The 22,382-nt window shown below is 71.9% G+C and carries 23 protein-coding genes, 1 tRNA gene and 4 pseudogenes; 13 read left to right on the plus strand and 15 right to left on the minus strand.

Annotated elements, in window-relative coordinates:
* Positions 1 to 355: pseudogene (locus ACFYPM_RS02920) on the minus strand (hypothetical protein); the annotation flags it as partial.
* Positions 356 to 522: 167 nt separating this feature from the next.
* Between ACFYPM_RS02920 and ACFYPM_RS02925 the strand changes: the two are divergent.
* Positions 523 to 855 carry a hypothetical protein gene (locus ACFYPM_RS02925; RefSeq protein ID WP_387191488.1) on the plus strand — a complete coding sequence of 111 codons (333 nt, stop codon included), beginning with the start codon at positions 523 to 525 and terminating at the stop codon, positions 853 to 855.
* Positions 856 to 917: 62 nt separating this feature from the next.
* Here ACFYPM_RS02925 and ACFYPM_RS02930 read toward each other — a convergent pair.
* Together ACFYPM_RS02930 and ACFYPM_RS02935 are read right to left on the minus strand one after the other, a co-directional pair.
* Positions 918 to 1,076: pseudogene (locus ACFYPM_RS02930) on the minus strand (FmdB family zinc ribbon protein); the annotation flags it as partial.
* On the minus strand, positions 1,073 to 1,750 hold the full coding sequence (locus ACFYPM_RS02935) for a 5-formyltetrahydrofolate cyclo-ligase (RefSeq protein WP_387190621.1): 678 nt from the start codon (positions 1,748 to 1,750) through the stop codon (positions 1,073 to 1,075). The pseudogene ACFYPM_RS02930 and the gene ACFYPM_RS02935, both read right to left, overlap by 4 nt.
* Before the next feature lie 85 nt (positions 1,751 to 1,835).
* Between ACFYPM_RS02935 and ACFYPM_RS02940 the strand changes: the two genes are divergently transcribed.
* From ACFYPM_RS02940 to ACFYPM_RS02965, 6 genes are all read left to right on the plus strand, one after another.
* Positions 1,836 to 4,154, plus strand: coding sequence for a diguanylate cyclase (locus ACFYPM_RS02940; RefSeq protein ID WP_387190623.1), 2,319 nt, complete (start codon positions 1,836 to 1,838; stop codon positions 4,152 to 4,154).
* Between the two features lie 9 nt (positions 4,155 to 4,163).
* Positions 4,164 to 5,126, plus strand: coding sequence for a UTP--glucose-1-phosphate uridylyltransferase (locus ACFYPM_RS02945; RefSeq protein ID WP_387190625.1), 963 nt, complete (start codon positions 4,164 to 4,166; stop codon positions 5,124 to 5,126).
* A complete protein-coding gene (gene glp / locus ACFYPM_RS02950; protein WP_387190627.1) occupies positions 5,123 to 6,436 on the plus strand; it encodes a gephyrin-like molybdotransferase Glp in 1,314 nt (437 codons plus the stop codon). The genes ACFYPM_RS02945 and glp overlap by 4 nt, the downstream gene beginning before the upstream one ends.
* Positions 6,437 to 6,578: 142 nt before the next feature.
* Entirely contained in the window at positions 6,579 to 7,166 is a 588-nt protein-coding gene (locus ACFYPM_RS02955; protein WP_387191432.1) for a GNAT family N-acetyltransferase, read from the plus strand.
* 180 nt (positions 7,167 to 7,346) lie between these two features.
* A complete protein-coding gene (locus tag ACFYPM_RS02960; RefSeq protein ID WP_387190629.1) occupies positions 7,347 to 8,129 on the plus strand; it encodes a hypothetical protein in 783 nt (260 codons plus the stop codon).
* 221 nt (positions 8,130 to 8,350) lie between these two features.
* Positions 8,351 to 8,427: transfer RNA gene (locus ACFYPM_RS02965), tRNA-Ala, on the plus strand.
* Positions 8,428 to 8,563: 136 nt separating this feature from the next.
* On the opposite strand, the gene ACFYPM_RS02970 is transcribed toward ACFYPM_RS02965, so the two are convergent.
* The gene (locus ACFYPM_RS02970) at positions 8,564 to 9,310 is read right to left on the minus strand and encodes a hypothetical protein (RefSeq protein ID WP_387190631.1); all 747 of its coding nucleotides are present in this window, start codon (positions 9,308 to 9,310) and stop codon (positions 8,564 to 8,566) included.
* Positions 9,311 to 9,398: 88 nt separating this feature from the next.
* Positions 9,399 to 10,232 carry a hypothetical protein gene (locus ACFYPM_RS02975; protein ID WP_387190633.1) on the minus strand — a complete coding sequence of 278 codons (834 nt, stop codon included), beginning with the start codon at positions 10,230 to 10,232 and terminating at the stop codon, positions 9,399 to 9,401.
* A gap of 351 nt (positions 10,233 to 10,583) precedes the next feature.
* Between ACFYPM_RS02975 and ACFYPM_RS02980 the strand changes: the two genes are divergently transcribed.
* Positions 10,584 to 11,597 carry a hypothetical protein gene (locus ACFYPM_RS02980; RefSeq protein ID WP_387190634.1) on the plus strand — a complete coding sequence of 338 codons (1,014 nt, stop codon included), beginning with the start codon at positions 10,584 to 10,586 and terminating at the stop codon, positions 11,595 to 11,597.
* A gap of 74 nt (positions 11,598 to 11,671) precedes the next feature.
* On the opposite strand, the gene ACFYPM_RS02985 is transcribed toward ACFYPM_RS02980, so the two are convergent.
* Both ACFYPM_RS02985 and ACFYPM_RS02990 read right to left on the minus strand, forming a co-directional pair.
* Positions 11,672 to 11,878 carry a hypothetical protein gene (locus tag ACFYPM_RS02985; RefSeq protein WP_387190636.1) on the minus strand — a complete coding sequence of 69 codons (207 nt, stop codon included), beginning with the start codon at positions 11,876 to 11,878 and terminating at the stop codon, positions 11,672 to 11,674.
* Between the two features lie 237 nt (positions 11,879 to 12,115).
* Positions 12,116 to 12,772 (minus strand): 4'-phosphopantetheinyl transferase, encoded by a 657-nt coding sequence (locus tag ACFYPM_RS02990; protein ID WP_387190638.1) that lies wholly within the window; start codon positions 12,770 to 12,772, stop codon positions 12,116 to 12,118.
* A gap of 201 nt (positions 12,773 to 12,973) precedes the next feature.
* On the opposite strand from ACFYPM_RS02990, the gene ACFYPM_RS02995 reads away from it, so the two are divergent.
* Complete coding sequence (locus tag ACFYPM_RS02995; RefSeq protein WP_387190641.1) at positions 12,974 to 13,243, plus strand: hypothetical protein; 270 nt, start codon at positions 12,974 to 12,976, stop codon at positions 13,241 to 13,243.
* 49 nt (positions 13,244 to 13,292) lie between these two features.
* Here the strand turns inward: ACFYPM_RS02995 and ACFYPM_RS03000 are convergent.
* The 8 genes and pseudogenes from ACFYPM_RS03000 to ACFYPM_RS03035 all read right to left on the minus strand — a co-directional run.
* Positions 13,293 to 13,502, minus strand: a pseudogene (locus ACFYPM_RS03000) (peptidase); the annotation flags it as partial.
* A 154-nt stretch (positions 13,503 to 13,656) separates the two neighbouring features.
* Entirely contained in the window at positions 13,657 to 14,163 is a 507-nt protein-coding gene (locus tag ACFYPM_RS03005) for an enoyl-CoA hydratase-related protein (RefSeq protein WP_387191434.1), read from the minus strand.
* 76 nt (positions 14,164 to 14,239) lie between these two features.
* Positions 14,240 to 14,467 (minus strand): annotated as a pseudogene (locus ACFYPM_RS03010) (enoyl-CoA hydratase/isomerase family protein); the annotation flags it as partial.
* A gap of 63 nt (positions 14,468 to 14,530) precedes the next feature.
* Entirely contained in the window at positions 14,531 to 14,986 is a 456-nt protein-coding gene (locus ACFYPM_RS03015) for a MaoC family dehydratase (protein ID WP_387190643.1), read from the minus strand.
* 20 nt (positions 14,987 to 15,006) lie between these two features.
* Positions 15,007 to 15,237 carry an acyl carrier protein gene (locus ACFYPM_RS03020; RefSeq protein ID WP_387190645.1) on the minus strand — a complete coding sequence of 77 codons (231 nt, stop codon included), beginning with the start codon at positions 15,235 to 15,237 and terminating at the stop codon, positions 15,007 to 15,009.
* A 328-nt stretch (positions 15,238 to 15,565) separates the two neighbouring features.
* Entirely contained in the window at positions 15,566 to 16,243 is a 678-nt protein-coding gene (locus ACFYPM_RS03025; protein WP_387190648.1) for a TetR/AcrR family transcriptional regulator, read from the minus strand.
* The gene (locus ACFYPM_RS03030; RefSeq protein ID WP_387190650.1) at positions 16,240 to 16,986 is read right to left on the minus strand and encodes an SGNH/GDSL hydrolase family protein; all 747 of its coding nucleotides are present in this window, start codon (positions 16,984 to 16,986) and stop codon (positions 16,240 to 16,242) included. The genes ACFYPM_RS03025 and ACFYPM_RS03030 overlap by 4 nt, the downstream gene beginning before the upstream one ends.
* Before the next feature lie 34 nt (positions 16,987 to 17,020).
* Positions 17,021 to 17,725, minus strand: coding sequence for a LuxR C-terminal-related transcriptional regulator (locus ACFYPM_RS03035; RefSeq protein ID WP_387190653.1), 705 nt, complete (start codon positions 17,723 to 17,725; stop codon positions 17,021 to 17,023).
* A 1,065-nt stretch (positions 17,726 to 18,790) separates the two neighbouring features.
* Between ACFYPM_RS03035 and ACFYPM_RS03040 the strand changes: the two genes are divergently transcribed.
* From ACFYPM_RS03040 to ACFYPM_RS03055, 4 genes are read left to right on the plus strand one after another with little or no spacing between them, the layout of a single operon-like run.
* Positions 18,791 to 19,063, plus strand: coding sequence for an acyl carrier protein (locus ACFYPM_RS03040; protein WP_387190656.1), 273 nt, complete (start codon positions 18,791 to 18,793; stop codon positions 19,061 to 19,063).
* A gap of 11 nt (positions 19,064 to 19,074) precedes the next feature.
* Positions 19,075 to 20,325 carry a beta-ketoacyl-[acyl-carrier-protein] synthase family protein gene (locus ACFYPM_RS03045; RefSeq protein ID WP_387190659.1) on the plus strand — a complete coding sequence of 417 codons (1,251 nt, stop codon included), beginning with the start codon at positions 19,075 to 19,077 and terminating at the stop codon, positions 20,323 to 20,325.
* Positions 20,322 to 21,461, plus strand: coding sequence for a beta-ketoacyl synthase N-terminal-like domain-containing protein (locus ACFYPM_RS03050; protein WP_387190662.1), 1,140 nt, complete (start codon positions 20,322 to 20,324; stop codon positions 21,459 to 21,461). Before ACFYPM_RS03045 ends, ACFYPM_RS03050 begins: the two co-directional genes overlap by 4 nt.
* On the plus strand, positions 21,458 to 22,381 hold the full coding sequence (locus ACFYPM_RS03055; protein WP_387190665.1) for a beta-ketoacyl synthase N-terminal-like domain-containing protein: 924 nt from the start codon (positions 21,458 to 21,460) through the stop codon (positions 22,379 to 22,381). Before ACFYPM_RS03050 ends, ACFYPM_RS03055 begins: the two co-directional genes overlap by 4 nt.
* Position 22,382: the final 1 nt, after the last annotated feature.

A 22,382-nucleotide genomic window follows, 5' to 3' on the forward strand; every position in this document is an offset into this window, starting at 1 on the left:
TCCCGGGGGGCGTGCCGCTGTCGGTGGTTTGGCCGCTTGATGGTGGAGCGGCCGGTGCGCCTTCGTGGGTGGAGCCGGCCGCGCCGTCGTCGTCCGGTCTGCCGCTGGCGGCCTGTCTGGACGTGGCAGCCGCTCCCGTTGGCCCCGCGGAGGGCGCGGCGGGCGGCGGGCAGCCGGTCGGCGTGTGCAGGACGGCGGCGGCCAGGCCGAGCAGGGCGGCGACCAGGCCGGCCCGGAGTAGGACGGGTCCGCCGGGCAGGGCGGGTCGGCGCAACGGACGTAACGCCCGCGCGGAGTCTGGATCGCCCATCGCCTCTGTCGCCTCCCGCCCAGGGACGTCGCAGTGACGACCCATGGGCGGCAGACTAGGCGGCTCACGCCCTGGTCAACCGGCCGTTCGCCGGCGCCTGTGGATAATCGGACGGCCTGTGGACAACGCCCGTCTGCCGGCTCGATCTGCTACGCGGACGGTTGGGTCGAGCCCGGCAGCCCGCTGATCGACTCGGGGTCACGGAAGCCGGGGTGTCCGGCCCGCTTGGACGGGCCGAGTTCCGTGAACCCGAGTGGGTCAAAGTGTGGTCGCCGAGCGAGTCGACGCTGGCGGGTCAGGACGCGGAACTGGCCGCCGCGGCCTTGCCGCCGCCGCTCGACCCGCCGGACGAGGACGACCCCGACGAGCCCGAGCCCGACGACGACGACCCGGACGAGGACGACCCGGACGAGGACGAACCCGACGAGGACGAGCCAGACGACCCGGAGTCCGCACCCGAGGACGATGACTCGGACTTACCGGGCTTGCCGGTCGTGCCGCCGGCCGTCGCCTCGGAGCCGGACGCCCGCGAGTCGGTGCGGTAGAAGCCCGAACCCTTGAAGACGATGCCGACCGAGTTGAAGACCTTGCGCAGCCGCCCCTGACACGCCGGGCACTCGGTCAGCGGCTCGTCAGAGAAGGACTGCACCGCCTCGAGCTGGTGACCGCACGTGGTGCAGGCGTACTGGTACGTGGGCACGTTCTCCTCCGGATCTGGGCTCAGCCAGGTGGCACTCGACGTATTCGAGTGCCAATGGTGCGTCATTCGCCCCGGGTTCGTCCAGCGGACGTGTGAGGCGCGACATCACGCGGCGCACCCGGGTCGGCGTCAAGCGTACGCACCCCGTCGGCGGGGGTGACGACCGCGCGGACACGACGGTCGTGCGGCTCCGCCGGCAGCGCCTCGACCAGCTCGCCGTCGTGCAGGGGCACCACCGTCAGCGTCGTCGCGGGCACCCGGGCCAGTGCCCGGTCGTACGAGCCGCCGCCGCGTCCGAGTCGTCGACCGAGGCGGTCGATCGCGAGGGCCGGTACGAGCACCAGGTCCGCCTCCGCCACGGCGGCCACCCCGAGACGGGCGCCTGTCGGCTCCCGGATACCCCGGCCGGCGGCGATCAAGGCCCCGGGGGCGGTATATGCCGCCCAGTCCAGATCCAGGTCGTCGAGGAGGACCGGCAGCAGCAACTCGGCGTCGGCCGGAAGGGCCGCCCGCAGCACCTCCGGCAGGTCCGCGCCGCCCGGCTCGGACCCGACCGGCACGTACGCCGTCATCCGGCGGGGGCGCAGCCGGCGTAGCAGCGTGACCAGCTCGGCCTGCACGCGCCCGGCAGCGACGGCCCGGGTGGGGCCGGTCAGCGACCGGCGGCGGGCGAGCAGCTCGACGCGGGCGTCCCGCTTCGCCATCCGGGTCACTTCCGCTTCATCAGAAAATTCCGCCACGCAACACTCCTGACGCAACGCCTCTCTCACGGTTGCACTGTGTCAGCATCGCAAGCAACGGAGGCGGAACTTCCGGGGGGACCGAGTGACGCTACGCGGGCGGTTGACGGCAGCCTTCCTCGTGGTGGTGCTCGGCCCGGTCCTGCTCGGCGCGCTCTTCGTCGCCTCCACCGTCAGCGCCGTCGACCGCAGCCGCTCCACCGAGCGCCTGGCGGTGGCGGCGTCCACCGTGCGGACCTCGGTCGACGCGCTCTGCCAGCAGCTCCGCGCCACCGCCGACGTACTGGCTCTCAGCGCCGATCCGTCCGTCGCCGCCGCCCAACTGATCGGCCGGGGCCTGGTCGCCGCGGTGCTGATCACCGACGTGAGCGGCGAGACCACCTTTCTGTCGCCCGGGGCGCCATCGACCCCGTGGCGGGACTGCTCCGGCCCGACCACGGATGCGACAGGTCCGGTCCGCGCGCTGGCCGCCCACGTCGACCTCCGTGACCGCGCCGGCGCGCTGCTGGGCACGGTGACCGCCGCGCACCGTGTCGACCCGGCGTTCGTGGCCCGGCTGGCGGCGGTGACCGGGGTGGCGGTCACCCTGCTCGACAGCGGAGCCAGCACCGCCCGGGTCACCCACACGACCGAATCCCGCGAGGTACGCGACGCGGTGCTGGCCGCCGCCAGCGCCGTCGACGGTGAGCGGGTGACCGAGACCAGCCAGGGCCGGTACGTGCGCAGGATCGGGTCCACCGACGCGCAGCCGCTGCCGCTCGTGGTGTCCGTGCCCAGCGAGCGCCCGGCGGGGCTGCACGCCACGCTGATCGGGGTGGTCGTGGTGGCCGCGCTGCTCGCCGTGCTGACCGCCTGGCGGCTGGCCCGGATGACCACCCGACCGCTTATGGAGTTGGCTGGCGCGGTCGACCGGGTCGCGCACGGCGACCTGACCGCCCGGGTGCCGGTCCGCAGCCGCGACGAGTTGGGCCGGCTCGCCGCCGCGTTCAACCGGATGACCCGGGAGACGGGCTCCTACGTCGCGGCGTTGACCAGCAACCGCGACCAGCTCCGCGGTCACCTCGCGGTGCTCGGCGACACCCTGGCCAGCACGCACGACCTGCAACGCATCCTGCGGGTGATCCTGCGCAGCGCCATCGGCGCCACCGGCGCGCGTGCCGGCGCCGTGCTGCTGGTGGAGACCGACGGGATGCTCGTCGCACAGTGCACCGAGGGATTGGACGGGCGCTGGCCGGAGGCGGACGGGGACGGGCCGCCGACGCTCCGGGTGCCGGTCGGGGTCGGTGTGGTCGGCGCCGTCGCCGCCACCGGGGAGCCACAGCGGGGAAGGGCGGAGCCGACCGACGCCCCGTCCATCGAGCCACGCTGCCGCACGTACGTCGCGGTCCCGTTCGCCACCCCGGGCTCGGCCGCGGCCACCCTCAGCGGATCCTCCGGCCCGGCCGACGAGGCCGGCGTGGCGGCGGCGCTCGGCGTGCTGGCCCTCTACGACCGCCTGGGCGCCGACGAGTTCGACGACGACGACCTGGCCACCCTGCGCACCTTCGCCGGACACGCGGCGGTGGCCGTCGACAACGTCCGGGTGCACGAGGAGGCCCAACGACTCTCCCTCACCGACCCGCTCACCGGGCTGTGGAACTACCGCTACCTGCGCGAGTCGATCCGACGTGAGGTGGAACGGGCCAGCCGCTTCGGGCGGATGCTCAGCGTCCTCGCTCTGGACCTCGACCGGTTCAAGGACGTCAACGACACGTACGGGCACGCCGCGGGGGACACTGTGCTGGCCGAGTTCGCCAGGCGGATGCGCGGTGAGATCCGCGAGGTCGACCTCGCCTTCCGGCAGGGCGGTGAGGAATTCGTGCTGCTGCTGCCGGAGACCGACGCGCGGGGCGCGGCGATCGTGGCCGAGCGGCTCGGCGCGTCGGTCCGCGAGACGCCGATCGCCGTCGAGGCGTACGCCGGGCCGGTGCTGGTGACGGTGTCGGTGGGCATCGCCGTCTATCCGGACAACGGCAGCACCGGCCGGGAGGTGCTGGAGGCCGCCGACGACGCGCTCTACGCGGCCAAGGCGGCCGGCCGCGACACCTACCGGGTCGCCGAGGTACGCCCGGACGTGACCACCCGGGAGATACCGGTGCTCGCGGGTGCCGTCAGCCCACCCGACGGGCTGCCGCGCGCCGGCCAGCCGGTGCCTGTCAACCGGGAGCCGGGCGGTTCCGCCCGGTCGGAGCCGGCGGCGGGCGTACCGGAAGGGTCGCCGGCGCATGCGTGGCCCGACCCGGCCGACGACCCGGCGGACATCGACGCGGATGCGGCCCGCGCCGGCCCGGATCCTGCGCGGCCGGGGCCGGGTGGCGGCGCGTCTTCTGGGCCACACCCGCCGCGGCAGAGCCGTGGCCGATAGTCTCGCGGCATGTCGGAGCACTCAGCGAACCCCTCATCGACGGCCACCTCGACCGGTCGTCCCCTGGCGGTCAAGGCCGTCATCCCGGCCGCCGGACTGGCCACCCGGTTCCTGCCCGCCACCAAGGCGGTGCCCAAGGAGTTGCTGCCGGTGGTGGACCGGCCGGTGTTGCAGTACATCGTCGAGGAGGCCACCCAGGCCGGCATCGGTGACGTGTTGCTGATCACCGGTCGGGGTAAGACGTCGATGGTGGACCACTTCGACCGTCGCCCCGACCTGGAGACCAGGCTGGAGGAGAAGGGTGACGCCGAGCGGCTGGCCGCGGTGCGTCGGCCCAGCGAGCTGGCCGAGATCTACACCGTGCGGCAGCCCGAGCAGCTCGGGCTCGGCCACGCCGTCGGGTACGCCGAGTCGCACGTCGGCGACCAGCCCTTCGCGGTGCTGCTCGGCGACGAGTTCGTCAAGCCCTCGGAGCCGCTGCTGCCGGCGATGCTCGAGTTGCAGGCCCGCACCGGCGGTGTGGTGCTCGCCTTCTTCGAGGTCGACCCGGCCGAGACCAAGCGGTACGGCATCGCCTCCGTCGAGCCCGCCGAGGCGGAGCTGACCGACATCGGTGAGGTCGTCAGGGTGACCGGGATGGTGGAGAAGCCGCAGCCCGAGGACGCCCCGAGCAACCTCGCGGTGCTCGGCCGGTACGTGCTGCCGGGCAAGATCTTCGACGCGATCCGGCGGACCAAGCCGGGCAGTGGCGGCGAGATCCAGCTGACCGACGCGATGGAGCTGCTGCGCACCGAGGGCACTCCGGTGCACGCGATCGTCTACCGGGGCACCCGCTACGACACCGGCATGCCGCTGGGCTACCTCCAGACGGTGGTGCAGATCGCCGCGGAGCGCGAGGACCTGGGCGCCGAGTTCCGGTCCTGGCTGGCCGACTTCGTCAAGTCCGACGCGGCAGGCGGATCTGGTACATGACCGCGTCGGCCGACGCCGAGGCGGCCGCGAACGAGTTGACGCCGCTCGCCGACTACCTGGGCAGCGTGCTGCGCAGGTTGCGCGCGCTGCCGCCACTCGACCTCGAGCTCACCCAGGCGCACGGCAACGTCCTCGCCGAGGACGTCGTCGCGCCGTACGCCTTCCCGGCCTTCGACCAGGCGGCCGTGGACGGCTACGCGGCACGCTGGGAGGACATTTCCGGAGGGGGCCGGGGCCCGAGCTACGTCCCGGCCCCCTCCGGCACGCGCGGTGGCCGGACCATCCGGCTCAACGTGGTCGGCGATCTCGGGGCAGCGAGCTGGCGGCCGGTGCGGCTCACCCCGGGCTCGTGTTTCTCGGTGGCCGCCGGGGCGCCGCTGCCGATAGCCGCCGACGTCGTGGTCCCGGTGGAGTGGACCGACCAGGGCATGGCCGCGGTGGAAATCTTCCGCACCCCCAAACGGGGGTACGGGGTCCGCCGCGCCGGTGCGGAACTGCCCGCCGGCACGCTGCTCGCCAGGGCCGGCACGTACGTCTCCCCGGCCCTGGTCGCGGTCTTCGCCGCCACCGGTATCGGGCACGTGGTGGTCCGGCCCAGTCCCCGGGTGGTCATCGTGGCCACCGGCGACGAACTCGTCGACGTGGGTCGGGGCAGTCAGCCCGGGCAGGTCGTCGACGCGAACTCGCACGCGCTGACCGCCGCCGCGGCCGAGGTGGGCGCGTTGGCGTACCGGGTGGGGATCTGCGACGACGACCCGGAAGGGCTGCGCGGGTTGCTGGAGGACCAGACCCTGCGCGCCGACCTCATCATCACCACCGGGGGCACCGGCACCGGCCCCGGAGACATGGTGCGCCGGATCCTGTCCCGCCGGGAGGGTGGCCGGGTCGGGCCGGTCACGTTCACCGACGTGGCGCTCTATCCCGGCACCGCGCTCGGGTTCGGCACGGTCGGTGCCGAGGAGGTGCCGGTGGTCTGCCTGCCCGGCGACCCGGGTGCCGCGTTGATCGGGTTCGAGGTGCTGGCCCGTCCCGCCATCCAACTGCTCGCCGGCGCCGAGCCGGTGTTCCGCCCCAGCGTGCGGGCGCACCTGCTGGAGACCGTGTCGTCCCCGGCCGGGTTGCGTGAGTTCCGGCCGGCGCACGTCGCCGAGCGGCGCGGGGGCGGGTACACGGTGCAGCCACTCAGCGGTGGACCGTTCACTCTCTCCGGGCTGGCCGAGGCAAACGGGCTGCTGGTGCTCGGTGAGCGGGTCACCACCGCCGCGGCCGGCTCTACCGTGGACGTCCTGCTGCTGGACCGCCGCCGGTGACGGTGTCCCGGTCGGACGGTTGGCGGGTCCTGGCGGGTCCACTTGCGCGCGTCAGCGCCCCGCGCGAGAGACTGTGGGGGTGAGTCTCTTCGGACCCCCGCGGGCACCGGGCTGGCCGGTGGAGTTGGCGGACGGGCCGGTGATGCTGCGGCCCTACCGGCGCTCCGACGCGGTGCCGTGGTCGGAGATCCGGCGGGCCAACCGGGCCTGGCTGGCGCCCTGGGAGTCGTCGTTGCCCGGCGGGTGGGACGAGCTGAACTCACCTGCGGCGTTCCGCTGGGTGCTGCGTGACCAGCGGCGCTCGGCCCGGGAGGGTGACGGCATGCCCTTCGCGGTCTGTCTCCGCGAGGGCAGTCGGGACCTGCTGGTCGGGCACATCAACGTGGGCAGCATCGTGCGACGTGCGCTCTGCTCCGGCTATGTCGGCTACTGGGTGGACGCCCGGGTCGCCGGCCAGGGCGTGATCCCCACGGCGCTCGCCCTCGCCGTGGACCACGCGTTCGGCCCCGGCGGTCTGCACCGGGTGGAGGTCAACATCCGTCCGGAAAATCGGCCGTCGCGGCGGGTGGTGGAGAAGCTGGGATTCCGCGAGGAGTCGTACCACGTGCGCTACATGCACATCGACGGCGCCTGGCGTGACCACATCGGATACGCGCTGACGAGTGAGGAGATCGCTGCCGAGGGTGGCCTGCTGGCCCGCTGGCATCGGGTACGCGCCTCCGCCCGCTGAGAGGCTGTCCCACGGACGGGATCGGCGCGGCGCGACTGCTTCCTGGTCGGTCCGCCGTAACCTCAAGTAACTGCAAGTTGCGGCGAGCGCTCTCCGGCCGGACGATCCACGCACCTAGGCGCGATCGGTGGAAGATCCTGCGGTGGGGTGGCGGTTGCTCCGAATTCGGTGACGGGAGGGGTGAGGGTGCCGACCTCGGTGCTCCTCGCCGTCCTCGCCGCCGCCGGCCTGCTCGCCCTGGCCCCGGCGTTGGTTCGCCGGTACGACGCCACCGAGCGGTTGGTGGCGGAGCGGGCGCAGTCGACGGCGCGGGTGCTCCAGCGCCGCCGGCGGCGACGTACTGTCCCGGGGCGGCAGCCGGTCCACCCGCCGCGCTCACTCGTCGTCACCCTGAGCGAGGATGCGACCACCGGAGCGTTGGCCGCGCCGGCCTCCGGGTCGCCGGCGGGCCGCCGCTCCGGTCGACTGCGCGCCGTGCCACCCGCACCGAAGCGGTCCCGCCGCCGCCCGCCGTCTGGCCGTCAGCACACCCCGGCCGTGTACCGGCGTCGCCGGGTGCTCGCCGCGCTGCTGTTGCTCAACGTCGTCGAGCTGATCGGTGTGCTGTTCGCCAGCCCCGGCTTCTGGATCGGCTTCGCGGTCACCTTCCTGCTCCTGACCACGTACGTCGTCCACCTGCGGGGTCGCGCCCTCGCCGGGCGTCGCCGCCGCCGCGCCCGAGCCCGGGAGGCCGCCTGGTTGGCCGCCCGGCAGGCCGAGGTGCGCCGGGAGCAGGCCCGCCGCGCAGCGGCCCGCCGGGAGGCGCAGCGTCGCCTGGCCGCCCAGCGCGAGGGGGTACGCCGAGCCGCCATGGGCCTGGACCGCCCCGGCGACCTGCCGGCGGCGGTGAACGGTGGCTCGGTCTCGTACCGACGGGCCGGCGGGCTCCGCGGGCGCCCCTACGAGGCCGGCCGAGGCGCCTGACCGCCGGCGTCCCGTGCCGGCGGCTTGATCGACTCGGTTTCCTGGAAGGCGGGGTGTCGCGGCGTCCCGAATGCCCCGGTTTCTCGGAACCCGAGTGAATCTCCGGGTCAGGTGGAACGCCGCACCGGGGGCGGATTCGCGGTGCGGGCCGGCGACCTGTTAGCCTTGCTGCCGGCCCGCCCGGTGTAAGCCGGGTGGGACCGAAGCCGGTTCGCCGGTGGGGGGCTGTGGCGCAGACTGGTAGCGCACCTCGTTCGCATCGAGGGGGTCAGGGGTTCAAATCCCCTCAGCTCCACCAGGTAAGAGCAGGTCAGGGCGGGTTCTCGTAAGATCGAGAGCCCGCCCTTGATCATTTGACCGTCAGGCGACCGGCGGACGGAGCCCTGAACTGCCACACCCGTAGGTGAGCGCGGTGAAGGTCGGTGGGCACCGCGCTAGCTGAACCGCTCGGTCGTCACAGGTATCAGACCGTGCTGTCGCAGGACTGTCGTCAGGTCGGACAGGGTCGAACCCACCGTGGCGTCGGCCTCGGCGCCCAGCAGGACTGTCACGTCGAGAGCCCAGGCCCGGGTGTGGGCGACCCGCCGTAGCTCCCAGTCGAACCGGTCGCCGCCCTTCTCCAGGTGACCGCTCGCGGCCGATGCACCCGTGGCGTCGACCGGCGTACGCCAGCTCGCCCACAGGCTCGTCACCTGGTCCGGACGGAGATCCTTGGCGAAGAGGACCCGGTAGACGCGCCGCTCGTGCCAGCCGGCCGGCGGCTGTGCCGGGCCGAGCCGCAGCGGCGTGGTGGTCGGAATCGGCTGGTGGACGAGGAAGTACGAGCGCAGCTCCGTGTCGTCGGGCAGTTGCCCGCCACCGAGCGTGCGGTAGTGACCCTCGGCCTCGACGCGACAGGTGGGGACCACCCGCACCGACGTGTCCGGGTCGGTGCGGATGCTCCGGCTGAGTGCGGCGGAACTCCACCAGCCGGCGGCCGGCGTCCAGCCCGCGCTGTCCAGGCCCGTGCTGACATGGTCGTGCTCCCGGGTGAACTCCTCGACGACGAGCCCCGCGACCGCGCTGGTCGGGTCAGGGTCGTCGGGTCGAGGCAGGACCAGGTAGTAGTCCAGCGAGGACGGTGACCGGTGCGCCGTGGTGACCACTGGACGAGGCGCGGTGTGCACGGGGTTGGCAGCCATCTTTGCCATCCTTCGTCGTGCTTCCGTCGTGGGCCCGGCCACCGTAGCGCCTGGCGGCCGGGTCGTGCCGGCCGCCGGGCGGGACGGATCAGGACCGGGTGAGCTTGACGGTCGAGGTGTCGGTCACGAAGACGTACTCGTCGTACGGGATGTCGTAGGCGATGGCCCGGGTGATGGCCTCGGCGAGCCCCTTGCCGAACGGGGTGGTGCCGGTCGGGACGGCCGCGGCCGTCCATTGGACCTGGTTGCCCGGCGTGCAGGTCACCTGGGTGGAGAAGCTGCCCCGAACCAGCACCTTCCGGACGATCTGCGTGACCGTGCCGTCCACGGACACCGTGCTGGGCTGACTGCAGGTCACCGTGCCGTGCAGGACGGCGTTGCCGTTAACCCGGTGGGCGATGCCGTCGGTTGCCACGGCGAGGGCGAGTTGCAGCCGCTCAGGCGGTGGCGGGTTGGCGATGTGCACCTCGCCGCGGGCGGCCGCGGGCGCGCCGTTGCAGTACTGCTCGAAGGTGGCGTCCAGGGTCTGTACGTAGCCGTTGGAGCCGAACACCGCGTTGTTGATCGTGAAGGTGCCGGTCGCGTCGTCGCAGCCCCGCCCGTTGCCGGACAGGTCGAGGCCGGGTCCGGCCCCGTTGTACGGGTATCGGCTCGTTGTCTCGTAGGTGCCCGGAACCAGCGCCGCGCTGCCGGGCGCGTCGAAGGTGAGCGACCACTGGTCGCCGTTGTAACCGCTGATGCTGACCGTCACGCGGCTGTTGTCGAGCGGGCTGTCCGCCGCGAGTTGGTCGTTGTCGTCGGTGGAGTACGAGTAGGAGCTCCCACCGGTGATGTAGTCACCGGGGTCGCCGCCGAAGGAGACCGATCCGGACTCCACGGTCTGCGCCTGTGCGGGTGCGGTCAGGGCCAACCCACCCGACACACAAACGATCGACAGGGCGGCTGTGACTGCCGCCCTACACCAGGATCCCTGCATCCCCGTTCCTCTCTGAGGCGAGACAGCCGCACGGGCGGTTGCCCGACGGTTACTGTCGGCTCATTACGGCACGGATTGATGGTCATAGTCGGCCGGTGCGACAAGCCGTACAAAGGGGAGGGTCCGCCACCAGTCGCCGTGTACCGGTCGTCGCCGCTGCCCAACCCTGGACATTTTGGGTCAGCGTGATTTCGCTGCTGTCATCTGACCGACACGCTGCAACCGTGCGGTCCACTCGCGGGTGACACCAGTAGTAATCGGCGCTCGGGTTCACCCGGGCTTACACGGGGAGTAAAGATGACTCACACCGCTCGACGGACGCTGGCCGGGGTCACCGCCGCCGGCCTGCTGACCGCCTCTCTCGGTGTCGCTGTCTCCGCACCGGCGACCGCCGCGCCCAGGGCTGCCGCCCTCGGCACCTGCAAGATCAGCACGCTGCCGTACCCGACCGACACCTACCGTGCCGACGCGAACGTCATCGACCCGACGGGCCGCTTCGTCGCCGGCACGGCGTTGCGGATCGAGGGCACCGACAACCAGTACCTGCTGCTGTTCTGGGACGGGAATCGGCTCACCGAGGTCGAGGCGCCGAGCATGGCGAGCCCTGCCGACGTCAACGCCGACGGCGTCGTGATCGGCAACGGCTGGGGTGAGGGTGGCAACGGCCAGCCGTGGCGGTACCGCAACGGCAGGGTCGAGCAACTGCCGGTGGTGTCGTCCGCCACGGGCGTCTCCGTCACCGCCATCAACAAGGCCGGCGACATCGTCGGTCTCGGCAGGACCATCGACACCGGGGAGTCCTTCGGGCTGCGCTGGCCGGCCGCTCGGCCGGGCACGGTCGAGGTGCTCGACACCCCGGCCAATGCCGAGCCGCGAGGGATCACCGCCAACGGGACCATCGTCGGTACCGCCGGTGACTTCGGATACTGGACCAGCTGGGTCCGCCGGCCGAACGGCCGGTACGACGCCCTCACGGTCCCCGGCGCGCAGATGTCCTACGTCAGCGAAGCTGCCGGTCATTGGGCGATCGGCCATGTCGACCTGCCGGACAGCATCTGGGTCCCGGTGCGCTGGAACCTCCGGGACGGCTCGTACACGACGCTCGACCCGCAGTCGCCGTCGTTGGAGGACGTCAACGCCAAGGGCGTCGTGGTGGGCGCTGACCGCGTCGTGCGCGGCGCGACCTCCCGGGTGCTGCCGGGCGCCAGCGACGGGGTGGGCATTGGCACGCGCTCCATCTCCGACACGGGCACCATCGTCGGGTTCCGCAACGGGGAGCGAGTCACCCCGGTGCGCTGGACGGGCTGCTGACACCACGGACAACTGACAAGTGGGCGGGCACCCGTACGGGTGCCCGCCCACAGCGCGCCCGGCCCGCGCCTGGGTTACGAGTTCCGGCCGGTGATCCCGATCGCGTTGGTCCTGGCGTCGTCGTCCTGGTTGGTGCTGACGACGGCCGCCACGATGCCGCCCGCGCAGCAGAGCAGGGTGAGCACGGCCGTGGTGATCGCGACGACCACGGCGGTTCTCCTGGAGGCCGGTGTCCGTGCCGTCGCCGGTGCGACGAGCGGATAGCCCGGCAGACCGGTCACCGGGAATTCCCGACCGGTGCCGTGGTGCCCAGTGCGGGCCGCCGGATACGCGGCACCCGAGAACGGCGGCTGCCGTGTTGCTGGGAAAGGGTGGTCCGGTGGCTCCAGGTTCGACTGCTGGTGGTGGTGCGGCCCGACAGCGGGCTGGGGGTGGGTCACCGTACTCCTTGACGCCTCGGTGCGTGCGGTTCGAGAACTCCGCCGACGCTACCCCGGTGGGCCGATGGCCCTCGGCGGTCAGCGCAGGGGAAGCACCGCGGCGGTGCGGACCAACCCGTCGACGACCACGAAACGGCCGCTGATCGACGCCGGCGGGTCGTCGACCCCCGCCTCGTCCAGCCGGGCCGGTGCGATCCGGGCCGTGAACGTGCCCGCGTAGGGATCGATGTCCAGTCGGGCGTCCTGGAAATCCAACCAAGTCCCGACGACCGGATGCCAGACCTTGTAGACGGTCTCCTTGGCACTGAACAGCACGATCGGCCAGAAGGTGCCGCCGGGCAACCGCGCGCAGTCGGCCTCCTCCTCGGGCAGGAGCACGAGTCGGCGTACTCCGGGACTGATCTCGCGGTGCTGCTCGGCGTCAATGCCGACGGACCGGATGTCGGTGGCGTGCGCCGCCACGGCGGCGCAGTAGCCCGCGGTGTGGGTGATGGCGCCGACCACCCCCGCCGGCCAGACCGGCGCACGATCGGCGGCGGCCGGCACGGCGATCGGTGGCAGGCCGAGCTCGGTCAGTGCCCGACGGGCGCAGACCCGCCCTGCGGTGAAGTCCCTCCGCCGGGTCGGCACGGCCTGATCGCTGAGGCATGCCTGCTCGGCGGCGAGCAACTCGCCGACCCAGTCGGCCGGGCCGGCGACGGCCACCGCGACCGTCGGCGGCAACAGGTCACGCATCGCGCTGGCTTACCCGTCGGTAGGAATGGAGCATCGGGTCAACCGTCAAATTTCCGACTCCCACAACAGGAGAAGGTACCGCAAGGATGTAACACCGGAGGGCCGCGTACCGCCCTCTCTGATGGCTCCGGGGGGACCACCATCGAACCTTGGCCGGGCACCGCTGCTGGCCAGTCCCGTGGACATCTGGAAGGACGTGCGATGACCGATGGTGCCAAACGGCCGGGGGTGCGGGCCGAAGACCACGCCCCGAAGACCCCCTGCTGGAGCTGCGGCTCCTGCGGTGACGAGTGGCCGTGCGCGACCAAACGCAGCCGGTTGTTGGCGGAGTACGGCAGTGATCGGGCAATGCTCAGCGTCTATCTGGGCTCCTGCCTCGCCGCCGCCACCGAGGACCTGCGCACCGCCCCGGTGATGTCGCTTCAGGACCGCTTCATCGGCTGGCTGCCCCGCCGACCTCGACGCGGCTGACCGCTGGTGGCCCCGCCGTCGGGCGGGGCCACCGGCGGGGCGGGTTGCCTCAGCGACGCCGGGGTCGTCGGGTCAGGCCGAAGCCGACCATGCCGGCGACTGCGGCGAGCACGCCGCCGATGCCGGTCCAGATCCACCGCGAGCCGAGATCCGGCAGCCGGTCCGTACGCGGGTCGCTCTGGTCGTCGGCAGCGGGCTCCACCGGGGGTACGGCGTCGAGCACCGTGCCGGCCCTGGTGTTCGGCACCAGTTCACCTGCTGACTGTCGGGGCTTGTAGATCAAGACGCGGCGAGCAGGAGAACCGCGCCGATCTTGCACTTTCTGTCGCCTATTTAAGCGGGAATGCCCCCTAATGTCACGGCAGAAAGTGCAAGATCGCGATGCAGGCTCGGTTGACGAACAGTCATTCCGCCTAACGTAACGGCGTTGTCCGGATCGTGATCTCCTCGTCGTTGATGCCCCACCCGCGCCCATTGATCGCAGGTCGGCCGGGGCAAAACCGGCCGCGAACTCGGCGTGTTGCCGCTCCAGGTGAGCGTTGGACGTGGTTCCGGCCGAAAGCTGAATCAGGCGTTTCGCGGCGGCGGTCGGGTGGCGCGCTTGTGCGCGCCAAATCGGGTGCGCGCCAGATCGGGTGCGCGCAGCACCGCCCTGCCGAGCACATCCGGTACGACCCTCGCTGACCAACCCTTCCCGCTGTGCCCGGGAGGGCCGGATGACAGGCTGGTCCAACAGCAGCTCTAGGGCCCGGGCAGGGCCGACCACGCGCGGCAGCAGCCAGCTCACCCCGCCGTCGGTGGAGGCACCGGGTGCCCCCGTACGCGAAGTTGAACGCGGCTCGCTCGCCGGCCAGGCGCAGGTCGCAGGCGAGCGCCAAGGAGAAGCCGGCGCCCGCCGCCTGCCCGTTGACGGCGGCGATGACGGGGGGCCGGCAGTGCTCGGACCGCCCGCACGACCCCGGCGAGCCGGCCGGTCAGTTCCTTGCAGTACGCCTGGGCCTCATCCTGGCCCAACGACAGCGCCGCCTCGAAGTCGGCCAGGTCGCACCCGACCGAGAACGTCCGGCCACTACTGGTGAGGACAACCGCCCGCACACCGGGGTCCGCGGCCAGCGCGGTGAACGCCGTGTCGAGAGCGGGCAGCATGACCGCGCCCAGCGCGTTGCCCCGCTGAGGCCGGTCCATGGTCAGCACGACCACCGGCCCGTCCCGCTCGACCCGCACCGCCGCTGCCCGGTCGGCCGGAGAAAGCCGTGCCGCCGAGCCCGGGAAGCCGGCACCGCCGGGTCAGCGATAGAACACCAGCACCTGGTCGGCCACCAAAGCCGGCTTCGCCGAGCCCTCGATTTCTGCCCTGACCTGCACGATCACCCGGGCGCCGTCGCCCATCCGGCGGACGCCGATCAGCTTGGCGGTCGCCCGCAGCCGGGATCCGACTGGCACCGGCTCGCGAAACCGGACTCGGTCGAAGCCGACGTTGACCACGTGACTGACCCCGGCCACCTGCACCATCTCGCCGAGGAAGGCGGTGCACAGCGACAGGGTCAGCGCTCCGTGCAGGATCGTGCCACCGTACGGGCCCTCGTCGCGGGCCCGTACCGGATCGGTGTGGATCCACTGGTGGTCGCCGGTCACGTCGGCGAACTCGTCGACCTGTTTCTGGTCGATCTGGTGCCACTCGGTCGTACCGATCTGCTCGCCGTCGTGGCCGAGCAGATCGTCGATGCTGTCGAAATGTCCCATCCTCCGTACACCCTCCACAGTTATGCGTGTTCCGCGACCGGGCCGACCGCGGCGGTGACCTGATCGTGCGCGCCCCGAAAGCACGCCGTCTCGGCGAAGTCCTTGGCCGACAGGGTGACACCGAGCCCGCGGCGTACCTGCTGGCTCATCTCCATGATGTCCAGCGAGTCCAGCCCCAGGCCGTCCAGCCGGGCGGTCAGGGTCACCGCTGCCGGTTCGACTCCCAGCTCGGCCCCCTGATTCAGCACCATGGTCTCGACGACATCGCGGTCGAACTCGTGTTGCTCAACGGTGGTCCTTCCTCGCGAGCGGTCAGCGGGCGGATCGGCGGCGAGTCAGCGCACGGTCGCGGCGCCGGCGGTCAAGAGCGGTCCGCGGCGGAAAGATCGCCGCACCGGTGGCGGAATCGGAGGAATGTCGAGCGGCGACGATGACGTACCCACGATCACCCCACCGATGGCTGTCACTGCCGACCATGCTGCCGGGCGAATGTGTCTGGGCGTAGCCCGGTAGGACTTTTTCGTGAATCGCAGTTGCACTGACTTGCGCGAATTCAAGATGACTATGTAATCCATTTACTCAGCCAGGCCCAGCCGTCAGGCCGACGCCGGCTGATCGCCGCACCGACCGGGTGGCGTCGGCAAGGCTGTCGCCGGCCCCGACGAGAACGTGGAGGAGATAGTCGTCAACGCTGGCTCCGATCCCGTAACCGGCGATTTCCAACATCACCCAACCGTGCATCATCGCCCAGACCCGGACGGTCAGATCCCAGTGCGGGCCGGCCCGGAACCGGCCCGCCTCGATGCTTCGGCGGACGTGCACGTCGGCGGCGCCGAGGGTGAGCGAATCGAGTTCGAGATCGCGAGGCTTCAGGCCGAAGTGGGCTTGCGCGACGCCGCCCAGCATGACGGCGTACAGATGGGGGTCGGCCAGTGCGCTGTCTCGGTACGTCCGGGCGAGGCGGGCCAGATCGGTGACCGGATCGTCGGTCGGGCGGACCGCCGCCAGCCGCTCGGCGAGCTGGTCGAGCCCCAGCTGCACGATCGCCTCGACCAGGTCGGGGACACCCCCGAAATGGGTGTAGATGGCCATCGTGGAGGTGCCGACCTCGGCCGCCAGCCGGCGCGCCGAGAGCGCGGCCGGGCCGTCCGAGCTGAGCAGGCGGCACCCGACGGTCATCAGCGCCTCCCGGACCTCGGCGGTGGCCGACGGGGCGCGCCGCCCGCGGGCCGGCGGCGTCCGGCGGGCCGGCGTCACCGGCCACTCCGGGCGGTTGCCGGCGACCGGCCGGCCCGCAGGTCCACGACGGTGGCGATCTGCGAGGCGATCGACCGGGCCCAGGCCCGGTAGCCGATCTGCGATGGGTGGAAGCCGTCGGAGGCGAAGAAGTCGGCCAGCGGCACGAGCAGGTCATCGGCCGGTAGGCGGTAGACGTCGGGGTCGCGCCGGGCCAGCAACCGCAGGCGCCGGTTGTACCGCTTGGCCAGCAGGCCCAGCGACCGCCGCAGCGGCACCGGCAGCCCGATGAACTGCCGGACCGGTGGGAGCTGGATGAACAGGATCGGCACCGAGCGGTCGAGCCGGTGGCGGATCCGGTCGATCAGGGCGAGCAAGTCGCGCTCCCAGAGCCGCGGCGGCAGCAGCCGGGTCACGTCGTTGACCCCGATGGACACGATCACCAGGTCGGGGCGCTCCGGCGTGCACGGGTCGCTGAGGTGCCGCAGGAAGTAGGTGTCGAGGGTGCGCGCGCGGGCCCCGGTGCGCCCCAGTACCCGCCAGCAGACGCGCCGGCCGGTCAGCCCGGCCACCGCGGTGGCGAGCTGACCGGCCAGGGCACCGTCCAGGTGGTCGGCTCCGACGCCGGTGACGGCCGAGTCGCCGACGATCACCATCCGGATGACGGGTCCGTCGCCGGGGGCTTCGCCGAGGTGGTCGCCGGCGGCGTCGGGCAGTCGGGGCATCTGACGCAGGAAACGGGGCAACCACCGGTTCGCCGCCATGCCGACCACCTCGTTCGCCGTGCAAATAACATCGTTATGACGCAGCGGACCTTAACAGCCGGGGCCGGACCGAGGCAACGGAAGGCCCCTCGCCCTGGTCCGGTGCCGCGAACCCGTGCCGGAAGGCGTACACCACGACCTGAGTGCGGTCCCGCAGCCCGAACTTTGTGGCGATGTGGTGGATATGTGAGCGCACCGTGGTCGCCGAGATGGAGAGCCTCCGCGCGATCTCCGGGTTGGCGACGCCGTCGCACAGCAGGGCGATCACTTCGAGCTCCCGGCGGCTCAGGCTGGCGGCCACCGGCCTTCGGCGCGGCCCGGGCCGGTCGATCCGGACCCCTTCGAGCAGGTAGCGGGTGAGCGGCGGGGACAGAAACGCCTCGCCGGCGGCGACCGCCCGGATCGCCATCGCGATGTGGCCGACCGGGCCGTCCCGGTGGACCACCGCCCGCACTCCGTGGTGGATCGCCTGCAGGGCGCTCGTGTGCTCGGAGCCGGAGCACAGGGCGACGATGTGCGGCTCGGCGGTGCCGTCGCCCGGGCCGTCCGGCCGGTCGTCGAGCGTGCGTTCCATCAGGTCGATCACAATCACCTCGGGCGCGCGCGGGTGCACAGTGGTCACCACGCCGTCGTCGGCGAGGATGATGTCCGGCTCGTTACGCAGGGCCGCGGCGACGCCGGCGCGGACTATGGACGGGAGTTCTCTCAGGTGGACCTTGATGACTGCGGAGTTCAACATTCCCCCATGAAAAGTCGACGCGTCGTCCGGGAAAGCGGGCCCGCCTTCCCTGAACCCGGCACCGGGAATCAGCCGCGCCACCCGGCCCGGTGCGGCGGCTGATGTCCGTACCGGCGGTGTTACGCCGGTCGGCCGACGGAATTGACGCTACCGGGATCACATCGGACCGGAATGCGCCAGGAATTCCATCTCGGTGCCCAGCATGTCCTGTCAAATCATCGGCGTCAAGCTATATCTCGGCAGCGTTACCTGTTATTAACAAAGGACTCGATAATTACAAATTACGGTGTTATATCCTTTTTATCGACATGCCAAGTCAAGGAGCGTTACTCGGAAAGTCGCCAGCCTCAGGTCCGGTGGATTTCTAGGCCCGTTACGGTGTGTAGCACTTCCGGGAAGTCTGTCAGGCGTCCGCGCCAGCCGGGTGCTGGTGCAGCTGCGTTGGATGTCGGCGAGGTCCCGGCCGCGGGGTTCGCCCGTGCTGGTGAGCGCGGCGGCACCCGGATAGCCGGGGTCGCCGAGCTGCCAGGGTCATTCGGTCGCAGGTGTGTGGCCCACCGCTCGGCGATGTCTGACTCGGTCAGGGCCTTGCTGTCGTGACGGGCGCCAGGGCAGGGGAGCCCGGTGTCGACCAGGCGGCCGCCCAGGTCGGCTTCCGCCTGAACGTTGAACTCGCTCGTGGGCCGCTCGCCGGCGCACTTCCCGGTCACGCCGGTGCGTTCTCCGGTAGGGGCAAGGAATCCGTCGACCAGGACCGCTGAGTGTTTCGCCGGTGCGTGCGCCTGCCCGGCCAACTCAGTGATCTAGCGAGGCGGTCGCCGTTACTCATAGTGACACTCACGAGGTCAGCCACAGTGGACCGCCGGACGCCCGCTGACTGACGATCAAGGTTGGGGTGCGCCTGCGTTGAGCCGGCCATCGCAGATTTGGACAGAACGCTTACTCCGTTTTCATTGTGTGTGGAAGACGCCGCCCACCCGGCCAAATTAGCGTGCTCCTCGTCCTCCGGTGCTGCCGGACGAATTCACGGGATATCGGATCCCGCCGAATGCGAGGAGTTGTCTCATGACCGTCGACGGCGCGATCGGAATCGACGAGAAACGCACACAGATGATCCGGGAGATCGTCTCCGAGGTCCTCGAGGTCGAACTCGACGAGATGACCGAGACCAGCCTCTTCAAGGAGGACCACGGCGCCGACTCGCTGCGGGCCATCGAGCTGCTGGCCGCGCTGGAGCGAGCCTTCGACGTGACGATCGACCAGGCCGAGCTGGCGCGGATGGTGAACCTGGCCGGCGTCTACGCGACGTTGCAGTCCAGCGCCGGCTGGAAAGCCTGACAGGACCGGGCATGGGCGACGTCACTGATCCGCGTCATCGGGTGGTCATCACCGGTCTGGGTGTCGTCACCAGCATCGGCGTCGGCGTGCAGGCCTTTCTCGAGGGTCTGCTCGGCGGCCACAGCCGGGTACGTCCTATCTCCGCCTTCGACACCGAGGGCTACGCGTACGCCAATGGTTGCGAGATCGCCGACTTTGATCCGGGGCAATGGATCGAGCGGACCCCGGTCGACGAGCTCGGCCGGGCCACCCAGTTCTCGGTGGCCGCCGCTGGTATGGCGGTCCGTGACGCGGGCCTGAGTCTGGACGACATCCGCGGCCGGCGGACCCTGGTCTCCGTGGGCACCACCGACGGGGAGTCCCGCGACCTCGACCAGCTGGTCGGCCAGGAGGTCGAGGGCGGGCCGATGGCGATGGCACCGGGGGTGGCGAGCCGGATCGGTGCCACCCGGCTGTCCACCGGCATCGCCCAGGAACTCGAACTGACCGATGTGGAAGCCGTGACCATCCCGACCGCCTGCGCCGCGGGCAACTACGCCCTCGGCTACGGATTCGACGCGGTGCGGGCCGGCGACGTCGAGATCGCCCTGTGTGGCGGCGCCGACGCGTTGTGCCGCAAGACCTTCACCGGCTTCTACCGGCTGGGCACCATCGCCCCCGAGGTGTGCCAGCCGTTCGACCGCGACCGCAAGGGGATCCTCACCGGCGAGGGTGCCGGCATCCTGACCCTGGAGAGCCTCACCTCCGCCCGCGCCCGCGGCGCCCGGATCTACGCCGAGGTGCTCGGGTACGGGCTGAACTGCGACGCCTCGCACCCGGTTGCCCCCGACCGGGACAGCATCGCCGCGTGCATGCGACTGGCCCACCGCAACGCGGGCGTCAAGCCACACGAGATCGACTTCATCTCGGCCCACGGCACCGGTACCAGGGCCAACGACGTGACCGAGTCGGCCGCGATCCGTCAGGTGTTCGGCGCGGACGCGCCCCGCGCCATTTCGATCAAGGCGATGATCGGGCACACGATGGGCGCGGCGAGCGCGCTGTCGGCGGCGGCCTGCGCCCTGGCCCTGACCAACGGCTTCATCCCGCCGACCATCAACCACCGCACCAGCGATCCCGAATGCGACCTGGACTGCGTACCCAACGAGGCGGTGCCGGCCCGGCTCAACGTCGTACAGAACAACGGCCTGGCTTTCGGCGGCAACAACGCCGTGCTGATCCTCGGCCGCGCTCCCGAGCAGTCCGCGGAGCTGTGGTCGTGAGCTGGGACATCGTCGGCGCCGGGGTGCGCTCCAACATCGGCGCCGACCTGGGCGACTCGTTCGCCGCGCTGTGTGCGGGGCGCACCGCGCTGGCCGGTCTGCGGGCCTTCGATCTCGACCGGTTCCACACCCACCACGCGTACGAGGTGGACGACCGCAGGGAGCCCGGGGTGGACGAGCCGCTGCGGGCCACCCGGTGGCTGGTGCACGCGATCGGGGCGGCCCTGGCCGACGCCGGCCTGGGCGACCAACCGCTGACCGCGCCGGTGCTGGTCGGCACCACCCTGCGCGAGCTGCGGACCGCCGAGCTGTGGTGGTACGGGGAGGCCGATCTGAGCCCCGACGATCTGCACTTCGGGCCGGCCCTGCGCCGCGCCTTCGGCGCCCGGGAGACCTACACCGTCGCCAACGCCTGTGCCGCCTCGCTGTACGCCCTGGGGATGGGCGCCGACCTGATCGAACTCGGCCTCACCGACCGGGTCGTGGTGGCCGGCGTCGACGCCATCACCGAAAGCGCGTTCGGGCTGCTGGACCGGGTCCACGCCGAACCGCCGGCGGCGTTGCTTCCGTTCCACCGGGCACGCCGCGGCATGTTGATGGGCGAGGGCGCGGTCGCCGTCGTGCTGCAGCGCGCGGGGCTGCCGGCGGCGAAACGGTACGGCCGGGTCCGTTCGGTTGCGCTCAACTGCGACGCCCGGCACCCCACCGCGCCGGACCGGGCCAACATCGCCGGGGTGATGCGCGAGGCGCACACCCGGGCCGCGGTCGAGGCCGGCGACATCGACCTGGTCATGCTGCACGGCAGCGGCACCCCGCTGAACGACGAGGCCGAGGCCGGCGCCGTCCGGGAGGTTTTCGATCCGCCCCGGGCGAACCCGGCGATGACCGCCATCAAATCGGTCACCGGGCACACCGCCGGCGGCTCGGGGCTGCTCAGCATGCTGATGGCGACCGAGTCGATGCGCCGCCGGGTGGTGCCGCCCGTCCTCGGGCTCACCGATCCGACGCCGGCGGCCGCCGGCTTCCGCCTCGTCCGGGACCGGCCGTGGCACGGCCCGGTCCGCGTGGCCCAGGTCAACGCCTTCGGGTTCGGCGGCGTCAACGCGGTCTCGGTGATCGAGGCGGTGGCGTCGTGAGCGCCGGGACGGCCACGGTGATCAGCGGCGCCGGGCTGGCCGTGGCCGGCGTCCGGCAACCGGCCGATCTGCTCGCCTTCGCCGGGCCCGCCGCCACCGCTCCACCGGACTGGCTGACCGGGCGCGGTCTGCGGTACAAGGACCGCGCCACCCGGCTGGCGCTGCTCGCCGCCGGGGCGGCGCTGCGCGACGCCGGGCTGGCCGACACCGATCCGCCGGCCTCCGGCCTGGACCGGACCGCCGTGGTGGTCAGCACCGACCTGGGCAACCTCGACAGCGTCTGTACGGTCGCCGGCACCATCGCCAAGGAGGGCGTGGACGGCACCAGCCCGATGGACCTACCCAACACGTCCAGCAATGTCACCGCGTCGTGGCTGGCCATCCAGCACCACCTGCGCGGGCCGAACATCACACTGTGCAACGGCGTTGCCGGTGGCCTCGACGCGGTGAGCTGGGGCCGGCTACTGATCCGGGCCGGCCGGGCCGAGCGGGTCCTGGTCGTCGGCTGCGAACCCGACAACACGGTGGTCCAGCGGCTGCTGGGCGGGCCGCCCGGCTCCCGGTTCGACGGCGCGGCCGCGCTGGTCCTGGAGGCCGAGGGACCGGCCGCCGCCCGCGGCGCGGTGAACCGGGGCGAGGTGGCCGGGTACGCCCGCCGGGCCGATCTCGCCGGCGCGATCGGCGCCGTCTGCCCGCCCGGCACCGATCCGGCCCTGGTGCTGGGCCGGCCCGACGAGGCCGGGGACGGCCCGGCCGTGATCGATCTCGCGGCCGCGCTCGGCCGTTGTTCCGGCGCGCTCGGCGTGCTGCAGGCGGTCGCCGCGATTGGCTGGTTCGACTCCGGGCGCACCGGTCCGGTGCTGGCCACGGCGGCTGACGCGGACTCGGCCGGTGCCCTGCTGCTGACTGGGCACAGGTGAG

It is taken from the genome of Micromonospora sp. NPDC005203, from assembly GCF_042872705.1.
Lineage (GTDB): Bacteria > Actinomycetota > Actinomycetes > Mycobacteriales > Micromonosporaceae > Micromonospora.